Origin of the sequence: Oleiagrimonas sp. C23AA, assembly GCF_011759385.1 — a bacterium.
Classification (GTDB): Bacteria; Pseudomonadota; Gammaproteobacteria; order Xanthomonadales; family Rhodanobacteraceae; genus Oleiagrimonas.
On sequence record NZ_JAARLY010000005.1, the window covers coordinates 42535 to 56623 of the forward strand.

At 66.3% G+C, this 14089-nt stretch carries 13 protein-coding genes; 12 read left to right on the plus strand and 1 reads right to left on the minus strand.

The window, feature by feature from the left end:
• Positions 1-41: 41 nt before the first annotated feature.
• From guaB to tadA, 7 genes are all read left to right on the plus strand, one after another.
• Positions 42-1496: an IMP dehydrogenase gene (gene guaB, locus HBF24_RS09715; protein ID WP_167172396.1), complete on the plus strand. Its 1455-nt coding sequence runs from the start codon at positions 42-44 to the stop codon at positions 1494-1496.
• 112 nt (positions 1497-1608) lie between these two features.
• Positions 1609-3165 (plus strand): glutamine-hydrolyzing GMP synthase, encoded by a 1557-nt coding sequence (gene guaA, locus HBF24_RS09720; RefSeq protein WP_167172398.1) that lies wholly within the window; start codon positions 1609-1611, stop codon positions 3163-3165.
• 100 nt (positions 3166-3265) lie between these two features.
• On the plus strand, positions 3266-3892 hold the full coding sequence (lexA, locus tag HBF24_RS09725) for a transcriptional repressor LexA (protein WP_167172400.1): 627 nt from the start codon (positions 3266-3268) through the stop codon (positions 3890-3892).
• A complete protein-coding gene (imuA, locus tag HBF24_RS09730; RefSeq protein WP_167172402.1) occupies positions 3892-4515 on the plus strand; it encodes a translesion DNA synthesis-associated protein ImuA in 624 nt (207 codons plus the stop codon). The genes lexA and imuA overlap by 1 nt, the downstream gene beginning before the upstream one ends.
• Positions 4516-4527: 12 nt before the next feature.
• Entirely contained in the window at positions 4528-5934 is a 1407-nt protein-coding gene (locus HBF24_RS09735) for a DNA polymerase Y family protein (protein ID WP_167172404.1), read from the plus strand.
• The gene (locus HBF24_RS09740) at positions 5931-9023 is read left to right on the plus strand and encodes an error-prone DNA polymerase (RefSeq protein ID WP_167172406.1); all 3093 of its coding nucleotides are present in this window, start codon (positions 5931-5933) and stop codon (positions 9021-9023) included. Before HBF24_RS09735 ends, HBF24_RS09740 begins: the two co-directional genes overlap by 4 nt.
• Positions 9024-9140: 117 nt before the next feature.
• Positions 9141-9644 carry a tRNA adenosine(34) deaminase TadA gene (gene tadA / locus HBF24_RS09745; protein WP_240922411.1) on the plus strand — a complete coding sequence of 168 codons (504 nt, stop codon included), beginning with the start codon at positions 9141-9143 and terminating at the stop codon, positions 9642-9644.
• 8 nt (positions 9645-9652) lie between these two features.
• Here the strand turns inward: tadA and HBF24_RS09750 are convergent, their stop codons facing one another.
• On the minus strand, positions 9653-9874 hold the full coding sequence (locus HBF24_RS09750) for a hypothetical protein (RefSeq protein ID WP_167172408.1): 222 nt from the start codon (positions 9872-9874) through the stop codon (positions 9653-9655).
• A gap of 154 nt (positions 9875-10028) precedes the next feature.
• On the opposite strand from HBF24_RS09750, the gene pxpB reads away from it, so the two are divergent.
• From pxpB to HBF24_RS09775, 5 genes are read left to right on the plus strand one after another with little or no spacing between them, the layout of a single operon-like run.
• Positions 10029-10715: a 5-oxoprolinase subunit PxpB gene (gene pxpB, locus HBF24_RS09755; RefSeq protein WP_240922413.1), complete on the plus strand. Its 687-nt coding sequence runs from the start codon at positions 10029-10031 to the stop codon at positions 10713-10715.
• On the plus strand, positions 10712-11683 hold the full coding sequence (locus tag HBF24_RS09760; RefSeq protein ID WP_167172413.1) for a biotin-dependent carboxyltransferase family protein: 972 nt from the start codon (positions 10712-10714) through the stop codon (positions 11681-11683). The genes pxpB and HBF24_RS09760 overlap by 4 nt, the downstream gene beginning before the upstream one ends.
• Positions 11680-12447, plus strand: coding sequence for a 5-oxoprolinase subunit PxpA (locus tag HBF24_RS09765; RefSeq protein ID WP_167172415.1), 768 nt, complete (start codon positions 11680-11682; stop codon positions 12445-12447). The genes HBF24_RS09760 and HBF24_RS09765 overlap by 4 nt, the downstream gene beginning before the upstream one ends.
• Positions 12444-13133, plus strand: a complete 690-nt coding sequence (locus HBF24_RS09770; RefSeq protein WP_343162741.1) for a DUF969 family protein — start codon at positions 12444-12446, stop codon at positions 13131-13133. Before HBF24_RS09765 ends, HBF24_RS09770 begins: the two co-directional genes overlap by 4 nt.
• The gene (locus HBF24_RS09775) at positions 13120-14079 is read left to right on the plus strand and encodes a DUF979 family protein (RefSeq protein ID WP_167172416.1); all 960 of its coding nucleotides are present in this window, start codon (positions 13120-13122) and stop codon (positions 14077-14079) included. The genes HBF24_RS09770 and HBF24_RS09775 overlap by 14 nt, the downstream gene beginning before the upstream one ends.
• The last annotated feature ends 10 nt before the right edge of the window (positions 14080-14089 follow it).

A 14089-nucleotide genomic window follows, 5' to 3' on the forward strand; every position in this document is an offset into this window, starting at 1 on the left:
ACCGCTATAATCAGCGAATTTACTCGCGGGAACATATCGCCATGCGCATCCTTGCCGAGGCTCTTACCTACGACGACGTCTACCTCGTCCCCGCCCACTCGAACGTGCTGCCGCGCGATGTCGACACCTCGTCGCGCCTGACCCGTGGCATCCGTTTGAACGTGCCGATCGTGTCCGCCGCCATGGACACCGTCACCGAGGCACGCCTGGCCATCACCATGGCTCAGAGCGGCGGTATCGGCATCATTCACAAGAACATGTCGGCGGCCAAGCAGGCGGCCGAAGTGCGTCTGGTGAAGAAGTTCGAGGCCGGCGTCATCCGCAACCCGATCACGGTGGATCCGGATACCTCCATCCGCGACGTCATGCAACTGACCGCCGCCAACAACATCTCCGGCGTGCCGGTGGTCGATGGCGAACAGCTGGTCGGCATCGTCACCAGCCGCGACCTGCGTTTTGAGAAGCGCCCGGAAGACCCGGTGCGCAACATCATGACGCGTCAGGAGCGCCTGGTCACGGTGGGCGAGGGCGCCAGCCACGAGGAAGTGCTGGAGCTGCTGCACAAGAACCGCATCGAGAAGGTGCTGGTGGTCAACGATGCCTACCAGCTGCGCGGTCTGATCACGGTCAAGGACATCCAGAAGGCCCGCGACAACCCGCATGCGGCGAAGGATTCGCACGAGCGTCTGCTGGTCGGCGCCGCGGTGGGCGTGGGCGGTGATACCGAGGCCCGTATCGAGGCACTGGTCGCCGCTGGCGTGGACGTGGTGGTGGTCGACACCGCGCACGGCCACTCGCAGGGCGTGCTCGATCGCGTGTCCTGGGTCAAGAAGCACTATCCGCAGATCCAGGTGATCGCCGGCAACATCGTCACCGCCGATGCGGCGTTGGCACTGCGCGATGCCGGTGCCGACGCGGTGAAGGTGGGCGTGGGCCCGGGCTCGATCTGCACCACGCGCGTGGTCGCCGGTGTCGGCGTGCCGCAGATCACCGCCATCGACATGGTCGCCACCGCGCTCAAGGACGATATCCCGCTGATCGCCGACGGCGGCATCCGCTACTCGGGCGATGTGGCCAAGGCCATCGCCGCGGGCGCCTCCACGGTGATGCTGGGCTCGATGTTCGCCGGTACCGAGGAAGCGCCGGGCGAAGTCGAGCTGTTCCAGGGCCGCTCCTACAAGAGCTACCGCGGCATGGGCTCGCTGGGCGCCATGGAGCTGGGCTCGAAGGATCGCTATTTCCAGGACGAGGCCGACGCCGACAAGCTGGTGCCGGAAGGCATCGAAGGCCGTGTGCCGTACCGCGGTCCGCTGCGCAACATCATCCACCAGATGCTGGGCGGCCTGCGCTCATCGATGGGCTATTGCGGCTGCGGCTCGATCGACGACATGCGCAACAAGGCGCAGTTCGTGCGCGTGACCGGCAACGGTGTGCTGGAAGCGCATCCGCACGATATCCAGATCACCAAGGAAGCACCGAACTACCGGCTCGATTGATTTGAAGGCCGGGAATGGGGCATCGGGAGTGGGGAATGGATTCTCCACGCCAGCCTCAACTCGTTCGCGTTCTGACCGTTCTTGACTCCTTAAATTCCGATTCCCGGCGCCCATGCAAAACATCCACAGTGACAAGATCCTGATTCTCGATTTCGGCTCGCAGTACACGCAGCTGATTGCCCGCCGCGTGCGCGAAATCGGTGTCTACTGTGAAATCTGGGCCTGGGATCACGACGCCAGCGAGATCGCCGATTTTGCACCGCGCGGCATCATCCTCTCCGGCAGCCCCGAGTCGGTCACCGAGGACGGCTCGCCGCGCATCGCGCAGGCCGTGTTCGACGCCGGCGTGCCGATTCTGGGCGTGTGCTACGGCATGCAGGCCATGGCGCACCAGCTGGGTGGCAGCGTCGAGGGCGGCCACCACGCCGAATACGGCCGTGCCGACCTCACCGTGGCCAAGGTCGATGCGCTGTTTGCCGACTTCCGCGAAGGCGAGCGCAGCGTGATGTGGATGTCGCACGGCGATCGCGTCACCGCGCTGCCGCCGGGCTTTGAAGCCACCGCCACCACCGACGGCATCCCGTTTGCCGCCATGGCCGACGAATCGCGCCAGTGGTACGGCCTGCAGTTCCACCCGGAAGTCACCCACAGCGTGCGCGGCAACGATGTGCTCAAGCGCTTTGTCGCCAGCATCTGCGGCTGCCAGACGCTGTGGACCGCCGCACACATCGTCGATGATGCCGTGGCACGGGTGCGCGAACAGGTCGGCAACGACCGCGTGTTGCTGGGCCTGTCCGGCGGCGTCGATTCGTCCGTGGTCGCCGCCTTGCTGGAAAAGGCCATTGGCGACCAGCTGACCTGCGTGTTCGTCGACACCGGCTTGTTGCGCTACGGCGAGGGCGACCAGGTCATGGACACCATGGCCGAGCACATGGGCGTGCACGTGATTCGCGTCGACGCCCGCGAGCGTTTCTTCCGCGAACTGGAAGGCGTGGCCGACCCGGAGGCCAAGCGCAAGATCATCGGTCGCCTGTTCATCGAGGTGTTCGACGAGGAATCGTCCAAGCTCGAAGGCGTGAAGTGGCTGGCGCAGGGCACCATCTATCCGGACGTGATCGAGTCGGCCGGCGCCAAGACCGGCAAGGCCCACGTCATCAAGAGCCACCACAACGTCGGCGGCCTGCCGGACTACATGAAGCTCAAGCTGGTCGAGCCGCTGCGCGAGCTGTTCAAGGACGAAGTGCGCCGTATTGGCGTCGAGCTGGGTCTGCCACATGCCATGGTCTACCGCCACCCGTTCCCGGGTCCGGGCCTGGGTGTGCGCATCCTGGGTGAAGTGAAGCCCGAGTACGCCGAGATCCTGGCGCGTGCCGACCACATCTTCATCGAGGAACTGCGCCGCCACGATCTGTACGAGCGCACCAGCCAGGCGTTTGCCGTGTTCCTGCCGGTGAAGTCGGTCGGCGTGGTCGGCGACGGCCGCGCCTACGAATGGGTCATCGCGCTGCGTGCGGTGGAAACCATCGACTTCATGACCGCCCACTGGGCGCACCTGCCGTACGAATTCCTCGACCTGGTATCCCGACGTATTATCAATGAGATACGCAATGTATCTCGCGTAGTTTATGACATCAGTGGCAAGCCGCCGGCCACCATCGAGTGGGAATAAGGTCTTCTTGTTCTCTTGAAAGCCCGCCCTGATCGGCGGGCTTTTTTGTGGCCGGCTCGGCGCCGCTTTCATTTTCACCAAAAAAGGTGAAAATAGGCGTATGAGCCTGACACTGACCACACGCCAGCAACAGATCCTGGCGTTCATCCGCCAGCGCCTGGGCGCCACCCGGGAAGCGCCCAGCCTGGAGGAAATCGGCCAGGCCGTGGGCATTGCCCATGTCAGCGCCGTGCGCAAGCACGTGCGGGCGCTGGAGGCCAAGGGCCATCTGGTGGTGGCGCCGAACCGTTCGCGCGGTATTCGCCTGGCCTCGCCGACACCCGCACCGCTGATGGAAGAGGGCTTGCTGGCGTTGCCGTTGATCGGTCGCATCGCCGCGGGCGAGCCGATCTTTTCTGACAACCGGGTCGAACGCACCCTGACCGTGGCCCGGGATATTTTCCGCCTGCGGCCGGACTACCTGGTGCGCGTGATGGGCGATTCCATGCGCGACGAGGGCATTCTCGATGGCGACCTGGTCGGCGTGCATGCCAGCGCCGTGGCCCGGCACGGGCAGGTGGTGGCGGCGCGCCTGGAGCATGACCGCTTCACCATCAAGCGCCTGTACTGGCAGGGCGATGTCATCCGTCTGCTGCCCAACAGCCCGGGGCATCATCCCATCACCCCCGATCCCACCGAGGATTTCGCCATCGAGGGCCTTTTTGCCGGCTTGCTGAGGGGCTGCTGATGAGCGCCGTGCTCGCATTGGCGCCGTTGCTGGAGGCCCGGCAGGTCTGGAAGGGCAAGACGGCCGCCAACGGCACCGGCAGTCACCAGCCCACCGGCTGGCCGGCGCTGGACAGCGTGCTGCCGGGCGGGGGCTGGCCTGATGCCGCCTTGAGCGAAGTACTGCTGCCGGTCGATGGTGTGGGCGAGTTGCGGCTGCTGGCACCGGCATTGGCGCGCCTTAGCCAGACGACGCGTCCCATCGCCGTGGTGGCGCCGCCTTATGTGCCATGCGTGGCCGGATGGCAGCAGCTGGGCATTGCCATGCAGCAGGTGGAAATCATCCAGGCGCAGGGTAGCGATGCGCTGTGGGCGGCCGAACAATGCCTGCGCTCGGGCAGTTGCAGCGCGGTGCTGGCCTGGCCGCAGCAGGTCGATGACCGGGTGCTGAGAAAGTTGCAGGTGGCCGCCGGCACCGGCCAGGCCCAAGCCTGGGTATTTCGTGATCGTCATTGTCTCCGGCAGCCTTCACCGGCCGCGCTGCGCGTGGAACTGGTCAGCCAGCCGACCCCCGGCATCCGCGTGCACAAATGCCGTGGGGCCCATGCACCGGCCACGCTGATCGCGCTGGACCTGTTCGGGTGAGGGCGCACGGTGATGCTCTGGGCCTGTTTTACCTTGCCGAACCTGGCCATGGATGCGGTACTGCGCAGCCATCCGGATCCTGATCGTCCGCTGGTGCTGCTGGATGGCCATGCTCATGACCGGCACCTGGTGGCGGTCAATGTGGCGGCGCGTCAGGCCGGCCTGTATGCGGGGCAGAAACTGGCCACGGCGCAGGCCTTGCTGGCCGATTTCGAGATGCGCCCCTACGATGCCGCGGCTACCGCCGGCTGGCTTCGGTTTCTTGCCGCGTTGGCCTATCAGTTCAGCGCCGAGGTCTGCCTGATGCCCGGCGCCATCGCGCTGGAGATCAGCCACAGCCAGCGCTTGTTCGGCGCCTGGCCGCAGTTGTTTGAGCGTTTGCAGCAGTTGCTGCAGGCACAGGGTTTTCAGCATCGGCTGGCGGCCGCGCCCACACCGCAGGCGGCCGCCGTCATGGCCGCGGAACGTCCGCTGCAGGCGGTCACCGGGAGGGGCGAGCTGCATGCCGCCCTGCGCGGGGTAGCGGTCGAGCGCATCGGCTTTTCCGGCAACACCTGTGCGCGCCTCAAGGCGATGGGGCTGCGCACCATGGGGCAGGTGCTGCAGATGGATCGGAGCCACCTGCAGCGGCGCTTCGGCCAGGACATGGTGAGCCTGCTGGCGAAACTGCTGGGCGAGGCCCCTGATGGCCTGGAGCGGTTTCGGCCAGCGGATGTGTTCGATCACCATGTGGAGTTGTCGCACGAGGTGGAAAACACCGGCGCGCTGATATTTCCGCTGCGCCGCCTGACGCAGGATCTGGCCAGCTATCTGGCCGGCCGCGACGGTGGCGTGCAGCACTTCGTACTGTGCCTGGACCATCATGGCCGCCCGGCCACGCGTCTGGATATCCGGTTGCTGGCGCCCGAGCGCGATGCCGCCATGCTGTTCGAGACGGCGCGCGGACGCCTGGAAGCGCTGCAACTGCCGGCGCCGGTGCTCGACCTTCGCCTCAAGGCCCGGCATCTGCCGCCGTTCGTGCCGGAGGGGCGCGACCTGTTCGACACCCGTCCGGCCCATGCCATCCCCATGGCGCAGCTACGTGAACGCCTGCGCGCACGCCTGGGCGACGAGGCCATCTACCGGCTGGCGCCGACCGTCGACCCGCGGCCCGAGCGCGCCCAGCACAAAGGCCCGGCCGATACTGTGCAGACCGCACCGCAGCCACGGCCCAGCTGGCTGCTGACGCAACCGGTGCCACTGCGTGGCGCGCCACCGCGCATCCTGGCCGGCCCCGAACGCATGGAAACCGGCTGGTGGGACGAGGGTGGCATCCGGCGTGACTATTACCTGGTGCAGACGGCGGACGGGCAGCGCGCCTGGGCGTTTTGCCCGTCTGGCGAGGCCGATGGCTGGATGCTGCACGGCTGGTTTGCATGAACGCCTACGCCGAACTGCACTGTCTTTCCGACTTCTCGTTCCAGCGCGGGGCGTCCCATGCCATGGAGCTATTCGAGCGTGCCCGCGATTGCGGCTACAGCGCCCTAGCCATTACCGACGAGTGCTCGCTGGCCGGCATTGTCCGCGCCCTGGAGGCCTCGCAGAAAACCGGGGTGAAGCTGATCGTCGGCGCCGAAATCCGTCTGGACGATGGCCCCGCGCTGGTACTGCTGTGTGAAAGCCGGGAAGGCTACAGCCAGCTGTGCCGGCTGATCACGCGGGGCCGGCGCGCTTCGGAGAAAGGACGTTATCGGCTGTCGCGCAGCGATGTGAGCCATGGCCTTGCCGGCACGCTGGCGCTGTGGATTCCGCCGGCGGATACAGCGCCATCGCTGGAGCACGGGCAGTGGATGAAGGATACCTTCGGCGAGCGCTGCTGGCTGGCGGTGGAGCTGCACAAAGGGCCCGACGATCAGGCGCAGCTGCGCCGGCTCCAGCAAGCCGGGCAACGCCTGGACATGCCGCTGGTCGCCGCCGGCGACGTGCATATGCATGTGCGCCGGCGCCTGCCGCTGCAGCACACCATGACCGCCATTCGCCACCGCACCACGGTGGCCCAGGCCGGCGCGCTACTGTTCAACAATGGCGAGCGCCACCTGCGCCGCCGCGAGGCGCTGGCCAGCCTTTATCCAGCCGAGCTGCTGGCACAGAGTGTGGCCATCGCCCAGCGCTGTCATTTCGATCTGGGTCAGGACCTTGGCTACCGCTATCCCGAGGAACTGGTGCCCGCGGGCCATACGCCCGACAGCTGGCTTCGCCATCTGGTGGAGGAGGGCAAGACCTGGCGCTGGCCACAGGGCACGCCGGACAAGGTCGGCGCTCAGATCGAGCAGGAGCTGGCGCTGATCCAGGAGCTTGCATACGCCAGCTATTTTCTGACCGTGCACGATATCGTCAGCCAGGCGCGCCGCCTGGGCATTCTGTGCCAGGGGCGCGGCTCGGCGGCCAACTCGGCGGTGTGTTTTGCGCTGGGAGTCACCGAGGTGAATCCGGCCAACATTGATCTTCTGATGGAACGCTTCATCAGCCGCGAGCGTGGCGAGCCGCCGGACATCGATGTGGACTTCGAGCACGAACGCCGCGAAGAGATCATCCAGTACATCTACGCCAAATACGGGCGTGAGCGCGCCGCGCTGGCGGCCACGGTGATCCGCTATCGCGGCAAGAGCGCCATGCGCGATGTGGCCCGCGCCATGGGGCTACCGGAAGACCAGGTCAATCGGCTGACCCAGAGCATGGCCTGGCAGCGCATGGAGATTCCGCTGCAGCAACGTCTGGCCGAGCAGGGCTTTGATCCGCACAGTCCTTTGCTACGGCGCATCCTGACGCTGGCGCAGGAGCTGACCGGCAAGCCGCGCCACCTGAGCCAGCATGTGGGCGGATTCGTCATTTCCCATCACGCGCTCAGCGAGCTGGTGCCGGTCGAGAACGCGGCCATGGCCGATCGCACCATCATCCAGTGGGACAAGGATGACCTGGACCGCATGAAGCTGCTCAAGGTCGATTGCCTGGCCTTGGGCATGCTCAGCTGTGTGCGCCGCTGCCTGGCGCTGGTCGAGCGCCACCGCGGCCAATGCCACAGCCTGGCCAGCCTGACGCAAAACACGAATGACCAGGCCACCTACGAGATGATCCAGCGCGCCGACACCATCGGCGTTTTCCAGATTGAAAGCCGCGCACAGATGGCCATGCTGCCGCGCCATCGGCCGGCAAATTTCTATGACCTGGTGATCCAGGTCGCCATCGTGCGCCCCGGCCCGATCCAGGGCGACATGGTGCACCCGTACCTGCGCCGGCGCCGCGGCGAGGAGGCAGTCGAATATCCCACCGAGGCGCTGCGCCTGGCCACGCATAAAACCCTGGGCGTGCCGCTGTTCCAGGAACAGGTGATGCGCATCGTCATGGTGGCGGCCGACTACTCGCCGGGCGAGGCCGACCAACTGCGGCGCGACATGGCCGCGTGGAAGCGCCATGGCGGGCTGGAATCACACCGCGAGCGCATCTTCAGTGGCATGCAGAAAAACGGCTATGCCCGCGAGTTTGCCGAGCGCATTTTCCAGCAGATTCTGGGCTTTGGCAGCTACGGCTTTCCGGAAAGCCACGCCGCCAGTTTTTCCAATCTGGTCTATGTCTCGGCCTGGCTGAAACGTCACGAGCCGGCTGCCTTTGCCTGCGCGCTGCTCAACAGTCAGCCGATGGGTTTCTACAGTCCGCACCAGATCGTGCAGGATGCGCGCCGGCACGACATCCAGGTGCGGCCCATCGATGTCCGTTACAGCCAGTGGGACAGCTCACTGGAAGCCGATGCCAAAAGCCATGGCGGTCTGGCCATCCGTCTGGGCTTGCGGCAAGTCCAGGGCCTGCACGAAGGCGAGGCCGGGGCATTGCTAGAGGCGCGCCAGCAAGCGCCCTTCGAGAACATGGCCGACGTAAGTGCCCGCAGCGGCGTGGAGCGCCGCACGCTGGAATTGCTGGCCGAAGCCGGAGCGCTGCGAGGACTGGCCGGCCATCGCTACCGTGCCCACTGGCAGGTGGCGGGCATCGAACCCGAGCGCCCGCTGCTGGGGCGTCGCGGTCCCGAGGAAAGCCATGCACCGCTGCCGGTACCCACCGTGCACGAGGACGTGCTGGCCGACTATGCGCGCACGCGTCTGAGTCTTGGCACGCATCCACTGGCCCAGCTTCGTGCCAGGCTGAGTGCCAGCGGCCATCTAGGCTCGCAGCGGCTGCAGCGTCTTGGCCACAACCGTCCGGCGCGCATGGCCGGCATCGTGACCATGCGCCAGCGCCCGCAAACGGCCTCGGGCGTCACCTTTCTCACGCTGGAAGACGAGCATGGCTGGATCAACGTGGTGGTCTGGCGCCGCGTGGCCGAGCATTTTCATCGCGCTCTGCTCGAAGCACGCCTGCTGGTGGTGGAAGGGCGCTGGGAAACCGTCGATGGCGTCGGCCACCTGATCGCCCGACGCCTGCTCGATCGCAGCGACTGGCTGGATGGCCTGGATGTGCGCTCGCGCGATTTTCACTGATTGCGCACGTCGCTTCGCGCCGGCTGCATTATGATGGCCCTTCATGCATGGCCTGCACGTGTCGTACTCGCATCATCCGGCCATGCATGAGCGTTCCCCCGTCACTGATGACCTTTCATGAACCTGCCTTCCGACTCGCCCGTGTTCAGCTCGGCGGACCAGCTTTTCATGCGCCGTGCGCTGGACCTGGCCATCCACGCCCGTGATGCCGAAGATGAAGTGCCGGTGGGGGCAGTGCTGGTGCAGGGCGGGCGAATCGTCGGCGAGGGCTGGAACCGAAACATCACGCTGCACGATCCCACCGCCCATGCCGAGATCGTCGCGCTGCGCGCGGCAGGGCAGAAACTTTCCAACTACCGCTTTCCGGGCGCCACCCTGTACGTGACGCTGGAGCCGTGTGCGATGTGCTCGATGGCGCTGGTGCATGCGCGTATCGGGCGGGTGGTCTACGCCGCCACCGACCCCAAGACCGGTGCGGCCGGCAGCGTCTTCGACACACTCGTGTCCGATCGCCACAACCACGCCATTACCACCGCTGGCGGCTTGTTTGCGGAACAGTCGGGCAGTCTGTTGCGCGAATTCTTTCGTGCCCGCCGCAGCAAATCAGCGGGCGAACTCTGAGCGGACGGCTACTCCTCCACGTCCAGGCCTTCGTCGATGGCCTCCTCGACCACCTTGCGCACGGCCGCTTCCTCGTTGCCGTCAATGGCCGACAGCTTGAGGATGCCGCGTGGCCGACCGACCACGCGTTCATCCAGGCGCACCACGGCGCCCCAGTAGATCGCCTGATCCTGCACGTTCCAGAAGGCCTCGTAGTGATGCTCGCCGTGCTCGCCTTCCACCTGCGCCATGGCTCGCTCCCGATGGTGAGTGTGACAGCCATCGTGCCTGCCGGCGAATGAATCGCCAGCTAACCCACCCACCAGCCGAACGCTGGGGCAGGGCGGTGCGCGGTTGTACGATGAATGCCGCCCCTTGAGCCCTACGATGGAGTCATACCGCACCATGGAGATTAGCTACGAGCCGATGAGTGCATCGGCCCTGTTGCTGCGTTTCGGGCAGCGCATGGATGCCACCGTAAACGCCGCCGTGCATGCCGCCGCCGCGCGTATCCGCGCCGCCAGCCATCTGGCCATCCGCGAACTGGTGCCGGCCTACGCCAGTCTGCTGGTGCGCTGGCACATGCCGGCGGCCGGCTTTCAGGCACCGCCCCGGCACGCCTGGTGGGAAGCACAGCTGCGCGAACTGCTGCGCGACCTGGATCGGCAGGCCGAACCCAGCGCCACACCACGCACGCACCGTATCCAAGTGAATTACGGTGGCGAGGTCGGCGCCGACCTGGAGCAGGTGGCCCGCCATGCCAACCTCAGCGTGGACGAAGTGATTGCCCGCCATACCGCGCCGGAGTATCAGGTTGCGATGATCGGCTTTGCGCCCGGCTTTGCCTATCTGCTGGGGCTGGACGAAGCGCTGCACACACCGCGCCGCGAAGCGCCGCGCACACGCGTGCCGGCCGGTGCCGTGGCCATTGGCGGCGCGCAGACCGGCGTGTATCCATCCGAACTGCCTGGCGGCTGGCAGCTGATAGGGCACACCGACACGCGCCTGTTCGACCCCGCCGACAGCGAGCGTCCCTGCCTGCTCGCCCCCGGCGATCGGGTGCGCTTCGTGGCGAAGGAGGGCGGCGCATGATCAAGGTCATCAAGCCGGGCCTGCTCACCAGCCTGCAGGACATGGGCCGCGAAGGTTATGCACACTTGGGCATTGGCGCTGCCGGTGCCGCTGATGCGCCCTGTGCGCGGCTGGCCAACACCCTGGTTGGCAACCGGCCCGAGGCCTGCGTGCTCGAGCTCAGCCTGCAGGGGCCGCAGCTGCAACTGCAACGCGATGCCTGGGTGGCCCTTTGCGGCGCACCGATGCCACAGGCAAGACACGACAAGCAGCCCTTGCCGATGTGGCGACCGGTACGTGTCCGCGCTGGGGCGAGCCTCGATCTTGGTGGCATGGCGGCTGGCTGCCGTGCCTATCTGGCCGTGGATGGCGGTATCGACGTGCCGCCGCTGCTGGGTAGTCGCAGCACCGATTTGAATGCCCGCCTCGGTCCGCTGGAGCAAGCGATCAAAGCCGGTGACGAATTGCCCCTGGGCCCGCCCGTGGAACTGCACCCGGACACCGAATCGCTGGAATGGTCGCTGGACCCGTCGCCGTGGTTCGACGCCAGCCAGCCGGTGGTACTGCGTGTGCTCGCCGGCAGCCACACCACCATGCTCGACGACGCTTCGCGTCGCGCACTCACCGAGGCCACGTTCCAGGTGGGCACCGACAGCAATCGCGTCGGCGTGCGCCTTCTGGACGTGCCACTGATGCTGCGAGAACCGGTGGAAATGCTCAGCGAAGCCAGTGTGCCGGGGGTGATCCAGCTGCCACCCGGTGGCGAGCCGATCGTGCTGATGACCGAGCATCCGGTCACCGGCGGCTATCCGCGCATCGGCAAGGTGGCCGATGTCGACTTGCCGCGGCTGGCACAGTGCCGCCCGGGTCATCGAGTACGCCTGACGTGGATACACCCGGATGCGGCCTTTTCGGCACTTCACGAACAGCGCCGCATGCTGGGTAAACTGGAAGGCGACATCGCACGACGACTGACGGGAGAGGCATGAGCCGGATCGACCTGAACTGCGACATGGGTGAATCGTTCGGCGCCTGGCACATGGGTGCCGACACCGAGGTGATGCCCTGGATCACTTCGGCCAACATTGCCTGCGGCTTTCACGCTGGTGACCCTTTGACCATGCGCCACACCGTACGTGCGGCGGTCGAGGCTGGCGTGGCCATCGGCGCGCATGTGGGCCTGCCGGATCTGGTGGGATTCGGGCGCCGCGCCATGGCGGTCAAGCCGGACGAACTGGAAGCCATGTGCGTGGTGCAGATCGGCGCCTTGCAGGCGATGGCACAGGCCAGCGGTGGCCAAATCGCACACCTCAAGCCGCACGGTGCGCTCTATCACATGGTCGAGGCTGATACCGCGCTGGCTGATGCGATAGTCGCCGCCGTGCGTTCGCTCGGCGATGGTATCCGCATCGTCGGCCTGGCTGGCGGCACCTTGGTCAAACGTGCCGAGGATGCCGGTCTGGCGGTGGCTCACGAAGCCTTCGTCGACCGCGCCTACCAGCCTTCCGGTGCATTGATGCCGCGCGGCCAGCCGGGCGCGGTGATTGAAGACCCACAGCAGGCCGTGCGGCAGGCGCTTTCGCTGGCCACCAAGGGCGAGGTGCTGTGCGGCGATGGGCAAACTCTGTCGGTACGCGCCGACACCCTGTGCGTGCATGGCGATCGCGCCCACGCCGCGGCTTTCGCGCAGGCCTTGCACGAAGGTTTGCGCCGAGCCGGAGTCGAGCTGGTCCGCCTGGAGAGCACGCAGTGAACGCATGGCCCATGCTGGGCGTGCTGGTGATCGTTGTCGGTTTTCTGCTGCGCTTCAACGCGGTGCTGGTGGTGGTTGCCGGCGGCGTGGTCAGCGGTCTGCTGGCGGGCTTCGATGTGCCGCATCTGCTGGCCATGATCGGCGATGCGTTTGTTTCCTCGCGTGCCTTGCTGATGGTGATCCTGACTTTGCCGGCCATCGGCGTGCTGGAGCGCTGCGGCCTTCGCGAGCATGCCGCACGCTGGATTGCCGCCATGCGCGGCATGAGCCTGCCCAGGCTGCTGATCAGCTATCTGGGCTTGCGCCAGATCCTGTCCATGCTGGGCATGACCAATGTTGCCGGCCATCCGCAGACGGTGCGCCCGATGCTGGCGCCGATGAGCGAGGCTGCGCACGAGCGCGACCAGGGCCGGCCCAGCAGCGAGGACGAGGCCAAAAAAGTGCGCGCACTGGCGGCAGCCACCGACAACATCGGCCTGTTTTTTGGCGAGGACGTGTTCATTGCGCTGGGTGCGGTGCTGCTGATACAGGGCTTTTACGCCAACAACGGCATCGAGCTGGCGCCATTGTCGATTGCGCTTTGGGCCTTGCCCACGGCGATCGCGGCCTTTGTCATCCACGCCCTGCGCATTGTCATCTGGCGCCGACGCCTGCAAAAGGAGGCGCTTGGCGGTGATCGGGATTGATTTTGCCATCGACCTGACCGCGTTGTTCCTTCTGGTCAGCGCGCTGCTCAACTTCCGTGATCGCCAATGGCGCAACGGTAGCTTCTGGCTGCTGTTGTCGGCGCTGTTCTTTGGCGGCGATGCCGTGCTGGCGGCCAAGGCCCACGGCGTGCTGTGGCCGCAGGAGCTGGCCGGTGTCGGTGTGGTAGTGCTGGCGCTGCTGGCACCAGGCGTGGGCAAGCGCTATCCGTCATTGCCGCCACAAGCCCAGCGCCAGGCCAGCGCGCATCGCTTGGGCCACAAGCTGTTCGGCCCGGCGCTGCTGATTCCGGCCATCACCGTGCTGGTCACGTTGATCGGCGGCCACCTGCATCTGGGCGGTGAAACGCTGTTCGATCCCAAGCGCAAAACCCTGATCGGCCTGGCGCTGGCCTGCATCATCGCCGCCGTCGCCGCCGTCAGGGCAGGGCGTCAGCGACCCGCGACCATGGCCACCGAAGGGCGGCGTCTGCTCGATACCCTGGGTTGGGCGGCGTTGTTGCCCATGACCCTGGCCGCACTGGGCGTGGTGCTGAACCAAAGTGGCGTCGGCCAGGACATTGCCCAGGCCGCAGCGTGGATCATTCCCACGCAAAGCCTGCTGGCCTGCGTACTGGCCTACGGCGTAGGGATGGCGGTATTCACGGTGGTGATGGGCAATGCGTTTGCCGCCTTTCCGGTACTTACCGCCGGCATCGGTCTGCCACTTTTGGTGCACCAGCACGGTGCCAGCCCCGCGATCATCGGCTCGTTGGGCATGCTTTGCGGCTACTGCGGCACGTTATTGACGCCGATGGCGGCCAATTTCAACGTGGTGCCGGTGCGCTTGCTGGAGCTCGATGACAACTGGGCGGTGATCCGCGCGCAATGGCCCACGGCGGTGGTGCTGCTTGCATTCAACCTGGTGGCACTTTACGTGCTGGCGTGACGGCCTAGAA